At 33.9% G+C, this 17,806-nt stretch carries 20 protein-coding genes; 5 read left to right on the top strand and 15 right to left on the bottom strand.

What is annotated here, in order from left to right:
- Positions 1-6 precede the first annotated feature (6 nt).
- From csaA to cbpA, 3 genes are all read right to left on the bottom strand, one after another.
- Positions 7-336 carry a chaperone CsaA gene (gene csaA / locus RBB48_RS14200; RefSeq protein ID WP_046954946.1) on the bottom strand — a complete coding sequence of 110 codons (330 nt, stop codon included), beginning with the start codon at positions 334-336 and terminating at the stop codon, positions 7-9.
- A gap of 66 nt (positions 337-402) precedes the next feature.
- Complete coding sequence (brnQ4, locus tag RBB48_RS14195; protein WP_395940407.1) at positions 403-1,740, bottom strand: branched-chain amino acid transport system II carrier protein BrnQ4; 1,338 nt, start codon at positions 1,738-1,740, stop codon at positions 403-405.
- Between the two features lie 436 nt (positions 1,741-2,176).
- Positions 2,177-2,824 carry a cyclic di-AMP binding protein CbpA gene (gene cbpA / locus RBB48_RS14190; RefSeq protein WP_088063119.1) on the bottom strand — a complete coding sequence of 216 codons (648 nt, stop codon included), beginning with the start codon at positions 2,822-2,824 and terminating at the stop codon, positions 2,177-2,179.
- Between the two features lie 244 nt (positions 2,825-3,068).
- On the opposite strand from cbpA, the gene RBB48_RS14185 reads away from it, so the two are divergent.
- From RBB48_RS14185 to RBB48_RS14175, 3 genes are all read left to right on the top strand, one after another.
- Complete coding sequence (locus tag RBB48_RS14185) at positions 3,069-3,938, top strand: hypothetical protein (protein ID WP_097906687.1); 870 nt, start codon at positions 3,069-3,071, stop codon at positions 3,936-3,938.
- A 208-nt stretch (positions 3,939-4,146) separates the two neighbouring features.
- Positions 4,147-5,454, top strand: coding sequence for a hemolysin family protein (locus tag RBB48_RS14180; RefSeq protein ID WP_000353742.1), 1,308 nt, complete (start codon positions 4,147-4,149; stop codon positions 5,452-5,454).
- A gap of 1 nt (position 5,455) precedes the next feature.
- Positions 5,456-5,938: a DUF456 domain-containing protein gene (locus RBB48_RS14175; RefSeq protein WP_097906689.1), complete on the top strand. Its 483-nt coding sequence runs from the start codon at positions 5,456-5,458 to the stop codon at positions 5,936-5,938.
- A 25-nt stretch (positions 5,939-5,963) separates the two neighbouring features.
- Here RBB48_RS14175 and RBB48_RS14170 read toward each other — a convergent pair whose 3' ends face one another.
- The 4 genes from RBB48_RS14170 to cls all read right to left on the bottom strand — a co-directional run bounded on the left by RBB48_RS14170 (position 5,964) and on the right by cls (position 8,869).
- Positions 5,964-6,584: an NAD(P)-dependent oxidoreductase gene (locus RBB48_RS14170; RefSeq protein ID WP_088063116.1), complete on the bottom strand. Its 621-nt coding sequence runs from the start codon at positions 6,582-6,584 to the stop codon at positions 5,964-5,966.
- Between the two features lie 243 nt (positions 6,585-6,827).
- A complete protein-coding gene (locus tag RBB48_RS14165; RefSeq protein WP_001045960.1) occupies positions 6,828-7,007 on the bottom strand; it encodes a hypothetical protein in 180 nt (59 codons plus the stop codon).
- A 187-nt stretch (positions 7,008-7,194) separates the two neighbouring features.
- Complete coding sequence (locus tag RBB48_RS14160; protein ID WP_000340548.1) at positions 7,195-7,653, bottom strand: spore coat protein; 459 nt, start codon at positions 7,651-7,653, stop codon at positions 7,195-7,197.
- Positions 7,654-7,684: 31 nt separating this feature from the next.
- A complete protein-coding gene (gene cls, locus RBB48_RS14155; protein WP_142310359.1) occupies positions 7,685-8,869 on the bottom strand; it encodes a cardiolipin synthase in 1,185 nt (394 codons plus the stop codon).
- Positions 8,870-9,029: 160 nt separating this feature from the next.
- On the opposite strand from cls, the gene RBB48_RS14150 reads away from it, so the two are divergent.
- Positions 9,030-9,116: a YjcZ family sporulation protein gene (locus RBB48_RS14150; protein ID WP_000505094.1), complete on the top strand. Its 87-nt coding sequence runs from the start codon at positions 9,030-9,032 to the stop codon at positions 9,114-9,116.
- A 126-nt stretch (positions 9,117-9,242) separates the two neighbouring features.
- On the opposite strand, the gene RBB48_RS14145 is transcribed toward RBB48_RS14150, so the two are convergent.
- From RBB48_RS14145 to cotH, 8 genes are all read right to left on the bottom strand, one after another.
- A complete protein-coding gene (locus RBB48_RS14145; RefSeq protein WP_000141167.1) occupies positions 9,243-9,749 on the bottom strand; it encodes an acyl-CoA thioesterase in 507 nt (168 codons plus the stop codon).
- A 195-nt stretch (positions 9,750-9,944) separates the two neighbouring features.
- Positions 9,945-10,814 (bottom strand): TIGR03943 family putative permease subunit, encoded by an 870-nt coding sequence (locus tag RBB48_RS14140; RefSeq protein WP_088063115.1) that lies wholly within the window; start codon positions 10,812-10,814, stop codon positions 9,945-9,947.
- Between the two features lie 3 nt (positions 10,815-10,817).
- Positions 10,818-11,714 (bottom strand): permease, encoded by an 897-nt coding sequence (locus RBB48_RS14135; protein WP_000418724.1) that lies wholly within the window; start codon positions 11,712-11,714, stop codon positions 10,818-10,820.
- A gap of 198 nt (positions 11,715-11,912) precedes the next feature.
- Positions 11,913-12,854 carry a magnesium transporter CorA family protein gene (locus tag RBB48_RS14130; RefSeq protein WP_000932392.1) on the bottom strand — a complete coding sequence of 314 codons (942 nt, stop codon included), beginning with the start codon at positions 12,852-12,854 and terminating at the stop codon, positions 11,913-11,915.
- A gap of 184 nt (positions 12,855-13,038) precedes the next feature.
- The gene (locus tag RBB48_RS14125; protein WP_046954954.1) at positions 13,039-14,418 is read right to left on the bottom strand and encodes a putative polysaccharide biosynthesis protein; all 1,380 of its coding nucleotides are present in this window, start codon (positions 14,416-14,418) and stop codon (positions 13,039-13,041) included.
- Between the two features lie 96 nt (positions 14,419-14,514).
- Positions 14,515-15,117 carry an undecaprenyl phosphate transporter UptA gene (uptA, locus tag RBB48_RS14120; RefSeq protein WP_000881203.1) on the bottom strand — a complete coding sequence of 201 codons (603 nt, stop codon included), beginning with the start codon at positions 15,115-15,117 and terminating at the stop codon, positions 14,515-14,517.
- Positions 15,118-15,221: 104 nt separating this feature from the next.
- A complete protein-coding gene (locus tag RBB48_RS14115) occupies positions 15,222-15,839 on the bottom strand; it encodes an NUDIX hydrolase N-terminal domain-containing protein (protein WP_097906693.1) in 618 nt (205 codons plus the stop codon).
- Positions 15,840-15,944: 105 nt separating this feature from the next.
- Positions 15,945-17,021 carry a spore coat protein CotH gene (gene cotH, locus RBB48_RS14110; RefSeq protein ID WP_088063416.1) on the bottom strand — a complete coding sequence of 359 codons (1,077 nt, stop codon included), beginning with the start codon at positions 17,019-17,021 and terminating at the stop codon, positions 15,945-15,947.
- A 181-nt stretch (positions 17,022-17,202) separates the two neighbouring features.
- Here cotH and exsB point away from each other — a divergent pair, with 181 nt between their 5' ends.
- Positions 17,203-17,781: an exosporium protein ExsB gene (exsB, locus tag RBB48_RS14105; protein ID WP_306007779.1), complete on the top strand. Its 579-nt coding sequence runs from the start codon at positions 17,203-17,205 to the stop codon at positions 17,779-17,781.
- Positions 17,782-17,806 lie beyond the last annotated feature (25 nt).

Raw genomic sequence — 17,806 nt, 5'->3', positions numbered from 1 at the left:
TTTACACTAACTAATTTTCGTTCCATTTGGTAATTCCATATTGGGCTGAAGTAATACGACATCACCGGCTTCAGGTACTCCCCCTAAAACAAGCACTTCTGATTTAAATCCAGCTACACGTTTTGGCGGAAAATTTACAACAGCAACGATTTGCTGACCGATTAAATCTTCTGGGGTATATCTCTTCGTAATTTGAGCACTTGACTGCTTAATTCCAAGCTCTCCAAAATCAATTTCTAGTTTAATCGCTGGAACTCTTGCTTCTTTAAATTCCTCTGCATGTGTTACAGTTCCAATTCGTAAATCCAAAGCTAAAAAATCTTCAAAATTAGCCATTTTATCATTCCTCCCATTTATTACTTAGACAAAACAATAAAATCCCCTTTAAAAAAAGAAAGGCGCCTAAGCACCTTTCTTTTGTAGTTCACTTGATTCATTTGATTTATAGAAGAAGAAACCAAGAATCCCGCCAATACATGATGGGATTAACCATCCTATTCCTTCATTATATAATGGTAACATTTGTAGTACGTTAGAAATCGCGTCAATTTTAATGTTCGCACTTTCTAAACCGTTAAAGAAACTAATTAACAATGCGCCTAGAATAGCTCCAATATAAATGGTATTACGCTTCCCAATCCATTTATGGAAGTAAGAAAGTACGATTAATACGATTGCAACTGGATAAATGATCATTAACACTGGTAAAGTAACTGTGATTAATTGTGTTAAACCTAGGTTAGATACAATTAAACTAAACACACATACCATCGTTACAATCGCTTTATGCGAAAGTTTAGGGAATAAGTTTGTAAAGAAGCCAGCACAAGCTGATGTTAATCCAACAGAAGTTGTTAAACAAGCGAGTATAATAACGAGCCCTAATAAAATTTTACCACTTGTTCCATATAACTCATTTACAACATTCGTTAAAATAAGTCCACCATTCTCTGATACACCAAGTGATGTACTTGTTGAACCAAGATAAGCAAGTGATAAATAAATTAACGTTAAACCAAGTACTGCAATAATACCTGATACTACTGTTATTTTTGCAACTTGACTACTTTCTTTTATTCCTTTAGAACGGATAACTTGTACAACGACAATTCCAAATACAAGCGCACTAATTGCATCCATCGTTAAATATCCTTGTATAAATCCACCAAAGAAAGCATTTTCTTTGTATGCTGCTAGTGGCGCAGCTGGTTCTCCAATTGGATCAATAATTGCCTTTCCAACAATAACAGCAACAATCAATACTAACAATGGTGTAAGAAATTTTCCGAACCAATCCACTAATTTAGATGGATTTAATGATAAATACCAAGTTATTCCGAAGAAAACTATCGTGAAAAGAAATAGCATGTACCATTCGGAAACCAATGCCTCTGATAAAAATGGCTTCATACCCATTTCAAATGAAACGGCTCCAGTACGCGGAATCGCGAAAAATGGTCCAATTGCTAAATAACTAATCAATGGGAAAATAAACGCGAATATTGGGTGAACTCTAGAAGATAGCGCTTTCAAGTCCCCCTCTACAAACGCGACAGCTGTTACAGCTAATAGGGGTAATCCGACTCCCGTCACAAGGAATCCAATTGTAGCAATCCAAACATTCTCTCCAGCTTGTTGCCCTAAAACTGGTGGGAAAATTAAATTTCCTGCTCCTAAAAATAGTGCAAATAACATTAAACCGATTGCTACCGTATCACCTGGCCTTAAACGTCCCTTCATACTTTTCATTTGCATAGCACTTTTTCATTGTTTATCTCTATTTTCACAATATGCTATGCATCCTCCTCTCTGCTCAAGCTGATAAAATATGCCCCTTACAAAGCAGTGTCTTTCTCCATAATTTCTCCATTCCCCTTATTTTTACTCTAATTATTAATTTTTGATTTTTTTGAATATTTAACTCATTAGAGTGGTATTGCGTGGAGTATAGTTGTCAGACCTCTTTGTTTTTATCACACATATAGTAACATATTTAGTTGAAAAATAAAAACATATTTTCAAATTGATTTTTTTGAAAATCAAAATTATCTACATTTTTTATTCTTTTACACAAATATTGTTACAATCTCGACTTTTATCCTATCATTATTTTTAAATAACTTTATTCAAGTAACATAACAAAAACCATCCAACATAATTAGATGGCTTTTGCATGTTACTCTATCGTTTCAACTTCGCGTGGATTTTTCATCTCTTCCACATACACAACTCTAAATCCGTGATCTTCTAAATCTTTCAGTAACGTCTCTAATTCACCGTCGTTAAACTCTTCTCCTAATGTAAACATAATTCTCCGAACTAATAAGGCATCATTATCAAAAGTCATTAAACTTTGGATACCTGTATATTTCTTTAATACTGTCGATAATTTTTGAATGGCCCCATTATAATCTTGTGTCCCAATCATGACAGAATATTTACTAGAATGAACGCCCCAAGCATCTTCTAATAACTCGAAAACCTTTTTATGCGTTAAAATTCCAAGAAAGACTCCATTTTCATCAACTACTGATAAATAAGGTAATTTTTTTATTGTAAAAAATACTTTAAAGAACGAAGAATCTTCTCTAACATAACCTTCTTTATCGTTTAATAATTGTACTACACTCTCTTCCAGCGAACCTTTATATTCTAAAATATCTACTTTGTATACATTCCCTAAATACTTCTCTTTTTTTTCATCTAAAACTGGTACACAACGATACCCAGTTTTATTTAAATGCTCCAGTGCTTCCCCTATCGTAATTGAACTTGAGCAAAATAAAACTTCCTTTTTCGGCACATAATTCCCTTTAATCCTCATAAACAGCCTCCTTATGTTAAAATACTTTCTGTGCCATAACTATATTATATTTTCAGAAAAAAATAAATAATTTATTTTACTTTTCTGAAAATTATTCATTTTCTTGTCATAATTTATTCACGTTTCATTCACTTATATTCCCTACAATACTAAATTTCTTTAAGAAAAATATATTGTAACTTACGCCGAAAAAAGCTAAAATAAGAATAAGAATTTTCTGAATATTCTAAGAGTAGGTGATTACATGTCTTTATTGCGCTCACATATATGTAAATTTATCGTTGGTGTTCTCATTATATTTATCATTAGTCCTATTCCTGCATTATTCATTACACATAAATACCCATACATAACTGGCTTTATAAGCATTTTTCATAACTTCGCACAACTTTCTTCTATGACAATTCCAAAGATTGATTGGATGCACGAATCTATCTTTTTCTCAGCAAATCAAATGGTTCATACTTCTAATCATTCAACACCGTTATTCCCTTACATATGGGAAATATATTTTTTATCGATTGTTCGTTTTACCTTTACTCTTGCGATTGGATTCTTTATCAGCTTAGGGATCGGCCATTTATTTTTTAAAGCACCTCAATCGGTTAAGAAGTTCACTTATTTATTAAAATGGATACCGTACTCTTTTTGTACTGTATTATTACAATGTTCGGTCTTATTACTACTCCTATACATCGCAAAATTGATAAAGCTTCCTTACTACTCATCTTTTATCATCGTTTGTAGTACTTCCATGATTATCGTTATGCAAGCAATAAAAAAGTGGGTTCCTTTCTTAAGTAACACCAATGAATATGAAATAAAACAATCTTCTTTCCTTGTAGATACATTGTTTTTAGCGCTTACTTCGAATCATAAATCTATTCTAGGTTCCATTATTCTTTCATTCGTTATTATGGAATGCGTTTTTCATGCAAGCGGACTATTGCAATTTGTCGTTCAATTCGGTGGAAATGCACCTGTTATTGTTACAATTAGCTTATTACTTTTGTATATCCCGTATTGCATACTCTCTTTCCTTCAAACACTATGGACGACAAATCACGTTAAACAACAATCATACGCTTTAACGAGAAGTATTCCAAAACCTTAATTTGAAATAACCCTCTATAATATGAAAGTAGGGGGTTATTCCTTTTGTATAGCGGACAAAATAACAGCAAATTCAAAAACTATTGCAGAAACATACCAATATTTACCCTTTTTCTTTGACTATTCTTTTCGTTTGGATTTATTATAAAAGTATAACATAATCGCAGGAGGTGACATCTTTATTCCAAACTACGGAATAGAGAACACACTTGGACATATTAAATATTTTTCTCATCTTTGTGCTCATCCTTATTTCCGGCTTTTTCGTTGCATCAGAATTCGCTGTTGTAAAAGTACGAAAAAGTCGCATTGACCAACTTGCAAATGAAGGCAATAAACAAGCTTTAGCTGCAAGAAGTGTCCTATCTAATTTAGATGTTTATTTATCAGCTTGTCAGCTCGGGATTACGATTACTTCTTTAGGGCTTGGTTGGCTTGGTGAACCGACTGTGGAACATTTACTACGACCGCTCTTTGAAAAGATTAATATTACTGGAACAATGGCGAATACTTTATCCTTTATTATTGCTTTTAGTGTTATTACATTTTTCCATGTTGTATTAGGTGAATTAGTTCCAAAGTCTTTCGCCATTCAAAAAGCTGAAGCAATCACACTTAAGTTTGCACGACCACTTATTTTATTTGATAAAATTATGTATCCATTCATTTGGCTACTTAATAGTACGGCAATCTTTTTCACAAAACTACTCGGTTTAGAGCCTGCGAAAGAAAATGAACTTGCCCATTCTGAAGAGGAACTACGACTCATTTTAGGTGAAAGTTTCAAAAGCGGCGAAATAAACCAAACCGAATATAAATATGTAAATAATATTTTTGAATTTGACGACCGGGTCGCGAAAGAAATTATGGTCCCTCGTACAGAAATGATTTGCTTATCTACTGAAAATACGTTAGAAGAGAATATGGATATCGTCGCAACTGAAAAATATACACGCTATCCGATCATCGAAAAAGATAAAGATGATATTATCGGTATGATCAATACGAAAGAAGTATTTCACGATCAAACGAAAGGCATTCATAAACCACTTGAATCTTACATACATCCAGTACTAACTGTATTTGAAACTGTTCCAATTCGCAAAACATTAGTACATCTACAAAAGAATCGCGTTCAGATGGCAATCATTATGGATGAATATGGTGGTACTGCTGGACTTTTAACAATGGAAGATATTCTTGAAGAAATCATTGGAGAAATTCAAGATGAGTTTGATGCGGATGAATCACCTATGATTGAAAAACGTACGCCGAAGCTTACTGTTTTAGATGGGAAGGTGCTCATTTCTGAAGTAAATGATATGTTTGGCCTGCATATTGATGATAGCGATTTAGATACAATTGGAGGCTGGCTCCTCTCTCAAGCAGTTGATTTAAATATTGAAGCTGGTTATTCCATTGAATTTGCCGGTTTTCAATTTAAAGCACTAGAACTTGATGGACATCAAGTGAAAAAAATTGCGGTACATAAATTAGACACGAAGAAGGAGTTATAAAGTGACAGTATTATTAACAATCTGTATCATTGCCTGTTTCATTGTTTCATTTCTCGCCTTTATTTATCCTATCATTCCAGGCATCCTTGCTGTTTGGGCTGGATATTTCATTTACCATTTTGGTATAAATGGCGGAGAACTAACAACTTCCTTTTGGATTATTCAAGTCATTTTCACACTATTTATTTTCGTGGCTGATTTTATTGCAAATGGATATTTCTTAAAGAAATACGGAAGTTCTAAATGGGGAGAACGTGTCGGTATGATTTCTATCATTGTCGGATCTTTCTTCTTCCCACCATTCGGTTTAATTATCATACCGTTCTTATCGGTATTTATTACAGAACTCATGCATAAAAAAGCGCCAAAAGACGCCTTTCTAGTAGGAGTTGCTACTGTAGTTGGTTTTTTAAGCAGCACAGTAGCGAAAGCTATTCTCCAAATCCTTATGATTCTCATATTTGTATGTTATATCATCTTTTAACCATCCCAATTTCGGGATGGTTTTTTTAATATGAAATACCTACTCGGCTATTCTCATATTTGTTTTCACTACACAGATTCCACGTAAATTGCGCTGTATCACCAACTGTTATTTTCGCTCCCCCTTCTGGTAATACATCTTTTTCAGTTCGATACACTCCTGTCACATCACCGTCTATTAAATGCGTCGGACAAACGACCGTCCAACATAAATTACTACTACTAAGTATCTTATATGCAGCTAAATGATCTTCTGCTGCTGTTGTCATTTTCCTTTTTGATTCAGCTGATTGAAAACGATATAAATTTAGATTTGTTCTTGCTTGTAAAATACCTGCTGTTCCTATTGTAATGATTTTATGAACCCCTACTTCTTCCATTTTCTTTATAATATGTGGCATACTCTTCGCCAATGTCCCATTTTGATCCGTTCCAAGTGCACTAATTACTATATCGCTTCCTTCTATCGCTTTCTTTATATCATTTTCATTTAGTACATTACCTTCTATTACTCGTAACCTTTCATGTTGTATTTCTATTCTATTTAAATCACGTGCTAATGCAGTTACTTCAGCTGCATCCTTTAATGCTAATTTTATTATATTTGAACCTACTCGACCTGTTGCTCCTAATATACATACTTTCATTTGTTTTCCCCCTATTTCATTCTCCCTCTATTTTTCAATAATCTCAATCAATTTACAACAAAAAAGCTTCCTCATATATAAGAGGAAGCTCTATTATTATTTTACCCCGCTTTAACGGGCAGTAAGACCCCACCTCAAAATTCAGTAAAAACAAAGAAGTTAGATGGGGATCAACTGCCCGTAAAAGCCCGATTGGTTCAACTAATAATCAGTGGGGGATGCCTCACTGATTAAAGTTTCACTTTATTTCTTTTCTTTAGAATCTGTAGACTTCTCAGTTCCACTTGTTTCTTTATCCTTTTTGTCCTCTTGTTGTGTTGTTGTATCGTCTTCTTTCTTCTTGTCCTCACCTTTACTACAACCTACCATTAATAAAGAACTTGCAAGTGCCATAGCAGTTAATGATTTAACCCATTTGTTCATTTGCGTTTCCTCCTTTAGATAGAATATGTACAACCCCCATATTACTCTCTATTTTTAAAGGAAAGATTGAAAAATAGTAAATAAACGGTAAATATTTGTAAATTTTCTAATAATAGATATGTACACCTCGTCTTTTTTCTCCATGAAAAGTAAAAAACTAAGGCGCCTATCTTTCCGCCTTAGTTTCTTATGCAAACTTCTCATTTTCATATACATGTTTAATCTTATACTCTTTCTTCACAACATATTGCCATACACTATAGGCATAACGATTCATTTTCAGGAAGCAATTTTCTAAGAACGAGCGGAATTCTGGATTCGCAACTTCAACTGCCACTTGAGCGAACTTTAGTGCTAACCGTTTTAAATGCGAAATATAACAAGTTGCAATATGGATATCCCCTGTATATTTACTATCAGTTTCCTTTTCCATTTCATGAAAATGAGATGAAATTGGTTCACAAGTTATATGCTGTACATTCTCTCCTTCTTGAAAATTCACTTGTTCATTATACGCTTGCAACATATATGGTAAATGATGCTGTAATAGCTCTTTTAATTCTTCGTCTCTTACCTCCCCTGTATACTCCCCAACCTTATAAATAAGCATATAACTATACCTCATTAATTCTTTCATACAATCCATGAAAATACCTCCCTCCTCTTTTGTCTATATGTTATAAATATGATGCTATAACATTTGCTATTCTTGCTAAAAACCAATCCCACTTACTAATTTTCTCAAAGTCTTCTTCTGAAAATCTTTTTGATTTATGAAAGTCTTCTTTTAATCGGTTCCATACGTCAGCAACAACTGTTGTATCATATATGATACAGTTAGATTCACAATTTAAATAAAAACTTCTATTATCAAAATTCGCTGTACCTATATCAACAATTTCTCCATCAATGATTGTTACTTTCCCGTGAAAAAAACCATTCCGATATTGATAGATCTCCGCTCCAGCATGGTTCATCTCTCTCAAATACGGATAGGCAGCTTGTTTTAACAATACTGCGTCGCTTTTAAATGGTACGAGAATTTTCACATTGACACCTCGGTTTAATACACCTTTTAACTCTTTCATCATTTCTTTACTTGGTACAAAATATGGCGTAGCAATAATTAAAGACTTTTTAGCCTGCTTTAAAAGCGCTCCATATTTTTCCCATAACCCTTTTCCATCTGAAAATAAATATTGATATTTCACATGCCCAATTGCAGGTAGACTTTTATGTATAGGCATTTTTTCTCCCGTATCTTCTTTCCAGTCAGCAGCAAATTTTCTTTCCATATCCTTAGCACCATTCCCATTTACTCGCACATGATAATCACGCCACGGACCAAATTTCGGATCTTGTCCAAGGTACTCCTTTCCAATGTTAAAGCCGCCGATATATGATATTTTTCCATCTATCGTAACAATGCGTCTATGGTTTCGTTGATGCAACGAATAAAATAAATGTTTCAATTTAGGTTTTTTACTAAACGTAAACTGGACACCATTGCTTTTTAGTTGACGAATTATCTTTTTCTTCAGCTTATATCCACCTATTCGATCAACTGACAATTTTACTTCTACTCCACTCGATGCCTTTTTCTCGAGTAACTGCAAAAACTCTTTGCTTATTTCATCTTTACCTACAATATAAAAATGGATATATATGTACTTTTCTGCATTACGTATATCCTCAAATAATTTCGTATATAACTCTTCACCGTTCGTATATAGTTGAAATTCACCTAATCGAACTTGCCCTAATTCATATTCACTAGCCATTTTTTTCCCCATTTCCACATCGATGTTCATCCAAATGAATACACCTATTAAACAAAGGATTACAACGAAAAAGTGTTTCATGGATATTTTCCTTCCTCCACTTACTGTTATTTCTATATCTTCCCTTTTTTAATACAATATCATTCAAGAAAATATGTCATTACATGATATATGTCCATATCAAACGATAGCTCATTTGCATATTGTATGTTGTATCTTAAAATAAAAGGAGGAAATAACAATGGGCTTCGCACATGGTAATGGATTCGCGCTATTAGTCGTATTATTTATCCTCTTAATCATCGTCGGTGCTGCTTGCTTCTGCTAAGTAGTTATCGTCATATGATATGTGGATGAAAAAACTATAAAAGCGGACACCTATTTTTAGGTGTCCGCTTTTCATATGAAAAACATTTCCGTTTGTTATTGTACCTTTAACGACTACATATTCAACTCAAAAAGTTAATAATGTAGCTACTTTCTTACTCTCCGCCTTACGTATATGGCGTTGTTCTGCACGTAACACTGCAATGCGATGTAATTCTTTCTCTTCTTCTGTTTCAGGGATAACTCGCGGCACAGGAACCGGATTATTTTCCTTACTAAGTGCAACAAAAGTAACAAATGACGTTGCTGCTATACGTTTCTCACCCGAAATTAAATCTTCTGCTACTACCTTCACAAATACTTCCATAGAAGTTCTACCCGTCCAAATTACAAAAGATTCATAACTAACACAATCTGAAGAGCGAACAGGATGTAAGAAATCTACCCAATCCATAGATGCTGTGACACATTCTTTTCTTGCATGCCTCGTTGCTGAAATAGAAGCAACCATATCCATCTCGGCTAATATCTTCCCACCAAATAGCGTATTATGATCGTTTAAATCTGTTGGAAATACTCGGCTCGTTTTAAACACTCTAGACTCATTAGCTGTTTTCCCTTTTACTTCAGTCATTGTTATCACCTCTTTGATTATTTAACCCGCTATTTGCAGACATTAAGACTCCCACCACAAAATTCGGCTGGAGCAAAGAAGTTCGGTAAGAGTTCCATTTCCCATTAACACTAGAACGGTATGAGCTTACTATCACTACACGTTTAATATTAACAACATTCAGAACTATTAGTCCACAAAAAAGAACCGATGTTATCAATCGGCTCCTCTAAATACATATTGTTCTTTTGGCGGTTCAACCTTATTCCATTTCGTTACTTCTAATACAGGGATATTCGCATGGAATGGCTGATAAAATTCCGTTGATATTTCTCCTTCAACTTGAATCCAATCATCATTTTTCCATTCTACACCTTCTGGTTTTTTCACTAACATACCATATACACCAGAATCCGCTACACAATGTATAATCCCGAAACGGAATAAGAAATATTGTTCTTTTTGAGAAGAGTCATCTTTGAAAACAAACCCTTTAAAAGATAATTTTTTCCCAGTAAACTCGCCAGGATAATTATAAATTGTTTCCATCCCTTTTAGAAAATCTTCATCTTTTAAAGTAATACTATCTTTCGTAACAAACTCTTTTTTCCCCTTTTCCATTACACCACGGTATCCTTCTTTCCCGTAATAAATGCTCGTATCAGGTCTTAGAAATTGCCTTGTCATAAATGGATCTGTACTTTCTGCTTGTGCAACAGGAAAATGAAATCCTTTCGCCTTAACGATATCTGAATCTAACGTTGCAATCGGGAAAAACAGCCCTGAGACAATCGGAAAACAAAACAATGAGTACGAAAATGCTTTTTTCCACCATGTATTCTCATCTTTTGAATGATCATGCCCGCAATGGCTATGATCACAACCACAATTGTGCTGTTCTTTTTCTTTTTGATGTTCTTTTTGGAAAACGATAATAATTTGAACGACCGTTAAAAAACCTAAAATAATAGCTGCTGTTTTTGATAAATAGGCATACTTCATATTGATATACTTCGTAATATTACCTGAAATATGAAGCTGCGCAATTAAGATTGTAAAACCTAATAATATATATGCTCGAAACATAACCTACCACCCCATCGCATAAATGAGTAGTGAGCTTGCATAAACAACAAGTGTAACTGTAACTGTAACGACAATTACAAATTTCGTTTTAAATGTCGCAAGCATCATAAACATATTTTTAATATCCACCATCGGTCCATATACGAGGAACGCGACAAGTGATGCTGTTGAAAATGTACTTTGGAATGACGAAGCAATAAACGCATCCGCTTCTGAACAAAGTGATAAAATGTAAGCTAGTCCCATCATAACAGCTGGTGAAGAGAACGGCCCTTGTCCTATAGCAAGAAGTGTTGAAGTTTGTACGAACGTTTGAACTGCCGCTGCAATTAACGCACCTAATACTAAATATTTTCCCATCGAGAAAAATTCCTCAACAGCATGCGTACATACATCCCACATTTTTTTACGTAATGGACGCTTATGATTCACTTCTGGGAAGTGATCATCTCGTAATTGATGTTCTTTAAACATAAATGATAATATAATTCCAACGATAATTGCTACGATAATCGCTACGATAGAACGATACCATACCATGTGCATACTACTTCCAAAGGCAACGTATGTTGCAAATAATACGACCGGATTAATAATTGGCCCAGTTAACATAAATGCAATCCCGGCATATGGTGGAACCCCTTTTCCGATTAACCGTCTTACAATCGGAACGATTCCACATTCACAACCTGGAAACATCATACCTAAAAAAGTAGCCATTAAAACAGACAGAAAACGGTTTTTCGGCATCCATTTTGCTACCATATCCTCTGTCACAAACATTTGAATGAATCCTGAAATAAATACACCAATGAGCACAAAAGGAAGTGCTTCGATCAATATGGAGATAAAGATTGTATTCATTTGCAGGAATGCTTTCGGTAATTGAAACAATTCCATGATGTATTTCCTCCAACTTTTCATTAACAATATGTAATTTTAACCCCATTTTATGAATTGGACAAGGCTTATACGGAATTCACTTCCTTCATATACATTACATTTTATAAGTTATATTCTATTCAAAACTTTCGATTTCATAGCAAAAAAGCTGCTCTAGCGCAGTTATATAACTATGCTAGAGCAGCTTTCTTCTCGTTAAAAGTAACGTTTCTTCCAAAAAACAAATGCTAATGTGAAAGATAGTGTTACACATATTATGAGTACAATTACAAAACCATGTGCTTCCCCTTCAAACGGAACCTTTACGTTCATTCCAAAGAAACTAGAAACCATCGTTGGTAATGATAAAATGATTGTAATAGACGTTAACAGTTTCATAACACTATTTAAATTATTTGATATAACGGAGCTAAAAGTATTCATCATTCCACTTAAAATGTGACTATATATTTCCGCCATTTCAATAGCCTGTTTATTTTCAATTAATACATCTTCTAATAAATCTTGATCGTCTTCATACATTTTTAAAAATGTACTGTTACGCATTAATTTTTGAATTACAATTTTATTCGCCTTTAATGATGTTGTAAAGTAAACTAAACTTTTTTCAAGGCCTAGCAATGTGAAAATCTCTTTATTTTTCATCGACTTATTTAATTGATGCTCTAAATCGATTGTTTTTCTGTTAATTTGCTTTAAGTATCTTAAATAATAAGTAGAAATCGTATATAAGAGCTGAAGTGCAAAGCGTGTCTTTTTAAACGTATAAAATTCTTTAATACGTTGATTAATAAAGCGTTCGAAAATTGGGTTTTCTTCTAAACAAATTGTCACAAAGCAATCTGGCATTACAATCATACCTATTGGAATCGTGTCATAAATCGAATTTCCTTCTTCATCATGTCTAACTGTTGGAATATCCACGATTATTAAGGTATTATTGTCTTCCTTTTCAATACGAGAGCGTTCTTCATCATCTAAAGGGTCTTTAATGAAATCTAAGTCTACATTTAAAGTTTGTACTAGATATTGAATTTCTTCTTCCGTTGGATGAAGTACATTAATCCAGCAACCCTTTTGCATTTCCTCAACCTCTTGTAGTTTTCCGTTTCGGTCTGTTAAATAAATATTTAACATACTATCACCCCGATTCTTTTTACATGTAGGAATCTACCTCTCTTACATAACAGTTTTTGAACCGCCATTCTCAGCATATGAAACATACGTTTAAATTTCAATAGAAAAATTATTTTGAAAACGTTTTTATAAGAAAAATATTCTAAACAAAGAAAAAGACAGAGTGCTCTCTGCCTTAAAAAGCTTATGTTGCCTTTATAACATATTTAGAAAGCATCCACAAGTTAAAGCCAACTGAAATCGTATAACCAGCGTATGTTGAAATAATAAAACTTACATAATCGAAATACGGAAGCAATACGATATTTAAAACTATCTTTACAATAATGCCAATTACTAATCCTAGCACTGTTTTCTGTTGTTGGTTAATTCCTTGTAACATCGCAGCTGTTACTGTAAAAAGCGAAAATAGTATACAGGCAGGAGCATAATACTGTAAAATAACTCTCCCCATCTCCGGATCATTTCCGGCACCAAATAAAAGAGTATATACTGGTTTTGCTAACAACATCATTCCAATCGCCGCTGGTACAGTAATACCTACTACTAATACATTCGTTCTCGTAAAATGTTTGTACAGTAACTTCACATTCCCTGCTGTATAGGCTTTTGTCATCTCAGGTACGAGAGACATACTAAAAGCAGTCGCAACGGAAACTGGGATGAGTACAACCATCTGAACAAGACCAATTATTGCATTTATCTTCTCCGCTTCTCCTTGCATATACCCTATTTGTATAAGTAGTTTATTAATTGTAAATGTATCAATCGTCTGATACAACGGAATTGCTAAACCAACCACAACAAACGGTATTGAATATGTAAAGAGCTCCTTATACAGTGAGAAGAAAGATTTCGTTGTTTGCGGTATACTTGCCATCTCTTTTTTCTTTAAGTGCTTTCTCCTCCTTATGTAATACGCACTTAGAACTGTTAATCCACCTATCGCTCCCATAAAAGCACCGAACGTTGAAATACCAACAGCTAGCGAGACAGAAGCTTTTAAAATATATAAAACGACAAAGCTTCCTATTAAAATGGTTAAGACCCGAAAAAACTGCTCAACAACTACACTTAAAGCAGAAGGCCCCATCGATTGAAACCCTTGAAAGAATCCCCTTAATAAACTCATTACCGGTACAAGTATTAACGCAAAACTTACAATTTGGATATTAGTAGTGACCGCTGCTACACTATTCCCTGTTTGATCATTTCCATCGATTACAAGTTTAGCTAAATGTGGAGCTAATATATATAGCGTAAAACATGAGATTACTCCCATTATTAACATAAAAAAGATACCGCTCTTTAGCACTCTCTTAACCGTATGATAATCATTCAGTTGATCATATTTTGATACCATTTTTGAAACGGCAAGTGGTAGTCCCATCGTCGCAATGCTGAGCATAATCGTATAAGGACGATATGCATATGTGTATAAAACGTACCCACTCGTACCAACCATTGCTGTAAATGGTATAACATATATAAATCCTAACATTTTAGATATCATCGTTGCCATCGTTAAAAATATCGTTCCACGTATAAACGGTGACCCTTTCATCACATTCCTCCGCTACGCTTTATTATTACACATTATGGACAACTCCTTTTTTTTAGAACCGAAACAAATAAAAAAGCCAATGAAAAATCATTGACTTTAACGCGCTGCTTTTTTCTTTTTTAAATACTTTAAACCGAAGTATAGAGCAACAAAGAGAACAGCTCCTATAATTATGTAATGTGTGTAATCAGATGCATACTCTTTAATGTGTCGCCAATTTCCACCAAGCTTTTCACCTAAGTATATAAATAGTATTGACCATGGAATAATCGCAACTACTGTATATAGTGTAAATAGTTTTAACGGCATTTTAGCTAATCCTGCTGGAATAGAGATTGCATGACGTACGACTGGGATAAAGCGTGCAGAAAAGATTACTCCTGCTCCGTAACGCTTAAACCAACCTTCCGCTATGTCTAAATGGTGTTTATTAATAAGTAGATATTTCCCATATTTCTCTACAACCGGACGCCCTCCGTAATATCCAAGCCAGTATAAAAAGATTTGGGCTAAAGTACCACCAATAGTTCCGGCGATAACTGCACCGACAAAACTAATTTTACCATCCGCTACTAAAAATCCAGCATACGAAAGTACAATTTCACTCGGGATAATTTCAATCATTAAAGCTAGTGCTACTCCAAAGTAACCTAAGCTTGCAAAAAATTGCAATAACTGATCTATTATGCTTGCTAACATTTTATTTTCTATCTCCTTTTTTCTTCACATACCATCCCATTATTACATAAAGGTTGCATTCTGCCAATATCTTCATTTCAACAATATCATCGGCATAAGCATTATTAATCTATTAATGTTTCTTTTTGAGGTTCTTTCATGTAGGCAAACATTTCTTTAATTTGCTCTTCTGTATTTCTAGCAATCGATAAATTAGGCAATCCATTCTCACCAAAAAACTCCACATCTTCTGTTTCAATACTAATTTTCTTTTCACCACCAACAATCTTACAGCCAATAAAAATTTTATATACATGTGTTGCTGAAGGCGATGGTTGATGTTTTTCTTTATCAAATATAGCCAGTAGCTTAAAATCATCTACTTCATAACCCGTCTCCTCTAAAACTTCTTTTGCTGCTACTTCTGTCGGCGTATAACCGATATCAGCCCATCCACCTGGCAATGCCCATTTCCCATCACTTTTTTCTTTCACAAATAATAGTTTTTCATTTTGAAAAATGACTGCTCTTATATCAACTTTAGGTGTTTGATAGCCTGTCTCACTTGCAAATAACTTCTCTACTATTTCCCAATCTGTCTTTGTATAATGTGACATCATCGAAATGGAAATATCCCGTAATTGTTGGAAACGCTCTATATCATACACATCTTTAGAATACGTTAAACCCGCTTGAGCTATAGATTGTATTTGTTTTACCCAATCAACCCACTTAACTGTCATGTTTCCACATCTCCATTCTTTATTAAGTAAATATTACTTCAATTCAATTGATACATCTTTATTATACAAAAAAAGAGATTGATAATGTTCCAATCTCTTTCAAAATTAATCCAATTCATGTAAGTGGTCTTGTATATACTTTCTTCTTTTATTTATATATTCATCAATCATATCAGCTTCTTGATCAAATGTTTCTAATTTTTCTTTCATATATGGATCTTGTAGTAAATATGGGCGAATCGATTCACACAAACCTTCTACTTTCGGCATCATAAATGAAACGGTAAATTGTTCTTCTAATATTTCTTCCAAAATGCTTCGGTATTGTTTTCTAAATACAGGTATATCTAACAATCTTGCACTTAACGTGTTATAACCTTGGATACGAATATACTCATGATTAAGTGGTCTCCCTTGTACATCTCGCCCCCAAGTCGCATCATAATCCCACGGTATCACTTCAAATAAATTTGTTTCATCGTTATGATATAGTGCATAGTTATGAACGAAACCATCAAAGTTTTGTGTAAAAATAACGCCAGCTAACCATCGTAAATATTTATCAACATGCAAAAACTTTCCAATTTCTTTTTCATAAGCTTCCCTCGACAAAGCATTCGCTTGAAATACAAATTCACTCAGCTGTTCTTCACTATTTTTATTCGAATATTTAAATTCATAACCCGCAAAGAGCTCAGTCTTAACATCTTTATCTCTCTCACTCATTAAAGAAAAATTCGCATCATCATCTATCGCATAATAAATAGAACCACTCGGTAATCCTCTATTTTTCAAAAAGTTTTCATCAACTGATTCTAACTGTAAATATACACCTTGAATTTGACCATTAATTTTTATAAATACATGTTGTGATTTTGGTGAAAGTACACCAATATCATGAAAAAAATCTAAAGATAATTTATTTCGTATGAGAGACGGATCCATAAACTCAGAATTTAAATGAAACTCTTTCGCACCTTGAAATTTTTTCGGTTTATAAAACATAACATGATAAGACTTTTTCTCAAATTCACGAATATGAGCGCCTCGGTATACGATATCAATGTCATACTTCTTTTTTCCATAAGTTAATTTTGCTGGCACTGGACTATCTGACCAAATTTCTTTTTTCAACTCCACTAAGTTCATTGGATGAATAAAAAAATCATATGAAGGTAGCATATTTCCCCATCCCTTCTCAGTTCTCTTCATTCAATGTATGCACCTTGCCTTGTCCATACATCCGCTATCATCTATTTATATAAAATTACACTCTTGTCCTGTTCAGAAAGACGTCATATCTCATATCATGTTAAGGAAAAAGAATACCTTTTCAACTTAATACATGATAAGGAGGATTTCTATGAAACGTGATATTAGAAAAGCGGTTGAAGAAATCAAAAGTGCTGGGATGGAGGATTTCTTACACCAAGATCCAAGTACTTTTGAATGCGATGATGATAATTTCACTCATCATAATTGTACAACTGGATGTAAATGTACAACTGGGGGTAAATGTCCAAGAACAAGATGTACTCGCGTGAAACATTGTACGTTCGTTACAAAATGTACGCATGTAAAAAAATGGACATTTGTTACGAAATGTACTCGTGTACGTGTTCAAAAATGGACATTTGTTACGAAAGTAACGCGTAGAAAAGAATGCGTTTTAGTTACAAAACGTACTCGCAGAAAACATTGTACTTTCGTTACAAAATGCATACGCTTTGAAAAGAAATTTTTCTGGACAAAACGAAGTTTCTGTAAAAAATGCGAATTCTTCCCTCACGGACACGGTCACTCTTGCGATGATTCATGTGATCATGGTAAAGACTGTCACGATGACGGGCACAAATGGAATGATTGCAAAGGCGGACATAAATTCCCATCTTGCAAAAACAAGAAATTCGATCACTTCTGGTATAAAAAACGTAATCGCTAGTTTTTATGCCTACAAAAAAAGGCCG

Source organism: Bacillus sp. MMSF_3353 (assembly GCF_030733445.1).
In the GTDB taxonomy this organism is placed as follows: domain Bacteria; phylum Bacillota; class Bacilli; order Bacillales; family Bacillaceae_G; genus Bacillus_A; species Bacillus_A wiedmannii.
Note: the sequence above shows the minus strand (reverse complement) of the source record. Positions and strands in the feature narration are given on the sequence as shown.

Excerpts from the sequence above, each read along its gene's own strand:
- RBB48_RS14185 (WP_097906687.1), top strand. The coding sequence starts at position 3,069 with ATGTCTTTATTGCGCTCACATATATGTAAATTTATCGTTGGTGTTCTC.
- RBB48_RS14170 (WP_088063116.1), bottom strand. The coding sequence starts at position 6,584 with ATGAAAGTATGTATATTAGGAGCAACAGGTCGAGTAGGTTCAAATATA.
- uptA (WP_000881203.1), bottom strand. The coding sequence starts at position 15,117 with ATGTTAGCAAGCATAATAGATCAGTTATTGCAATTTTTTGCAAGCTTA.
- cotH (WP_088063416.1), bottom strand. The coding sequence starts at position 17,021 with ATGCTACCTTCATATGATTTTTTTATTCATCCAATGAACTTAGTGGAG.
- RBB48_RS14140 (WP_088063115.1), bottom strand. The coding sequence starts at position 10,814 with ATGTTTCGAGCATATATATTATTAGGTTTTACAATCTTAATTGCGCAG.
- RBB48_RS14160 (WP_000340548.1), bottom strand. The coding sequence starts at position 7,653 with ATGGATTGTATGAAAGAATTAATGAGGTATAGTTATATGCTTATTTAT.
- cbpA (WP_088063119.1), bottom strand. The coding sequence starts at position 2,824 with ATGAGGATTAAAGGGAATTATGTGCCGAAAAAGGAAGTTTTATTTTGC.
- RBB48_RS14145 (WP_000141167.1), bottom strand. The coding sequence starts at position 9,749 with ATGACTGAAGTAAAAGGGAAAACAGCTAATGAGTCTAGAGTGTTTAAA.
- brnQ4 (WP_395940407.1), bottom strand. The coding sequence starts at position 1,740 with ATGAAGGGACGTTTAAGGCCAGGTGATACGGTAGCAATCGGTTTAATG.
- RBB48_RS14165 (WP_001045960.1), bottom strand. The coding sequence starts at position 7,007 with ATGAACAAATGGGTTAAATCATTAACTGCTATGGCACTTGCAAGTTCT.
- exsB (WP_306007779.1), top strand. The coding sequence starts at position 17,203 with ATGAAACGTGATATTAGAAAAGCGGTTGAAGAAATCAAAAGTGCTGGG.
- RBB48_RS14150 (WP_000505094.1), top strand. The coding sequence starts at position 9,030 with ATGGGCTTCGCACATGGTAATGGATTCGCGCTATTAGTCGTATTATTT.
- csaA (WP_046954946.1), bottom strand. The coding sequence starts at position 336 with ATGGCTAATTTTGAAGATTTTTTAGCTTTGGATTTACGAATTGGAACT.
- RBB48_RS14130 (WP_000932392.1), bottom strand. The coding sequence starts at position 12,854 with ATGTTAAATATTTATTTAACAGACCGAAACGGAAAACTACAAGAGGTT.
- RBB48_RS14135 (WP_000418724.1), bottom strand. The coding sequence starts at position 11,714 with ATGGAATTGTTTCAATTACCGAAAGCATTCCTGCAAATGAATACAATC.
- RBB48_RS14125 (WP_046954954.1), bottom strand. The coding sequence starts at position 14,418 with ATGAAAGGGTCACCGTTTATACGTGGAACGATATTTTTAACGATGGCA.
- cls (WP_142310359.1), bottom strand. The coding sequence starts at position 8,869 with ATGAAACACTTTTTCGTTGTAATCCTTTGTTTAATAGGTGTATTCATT.
- RBB48_RS14115 (WP_097906693.1), bottom strand. The coding sequence starts at position 15,839 with ATGACAGTTAAGTGGGTTGATTGGGTAAAACAAATACAATCTATAGCT.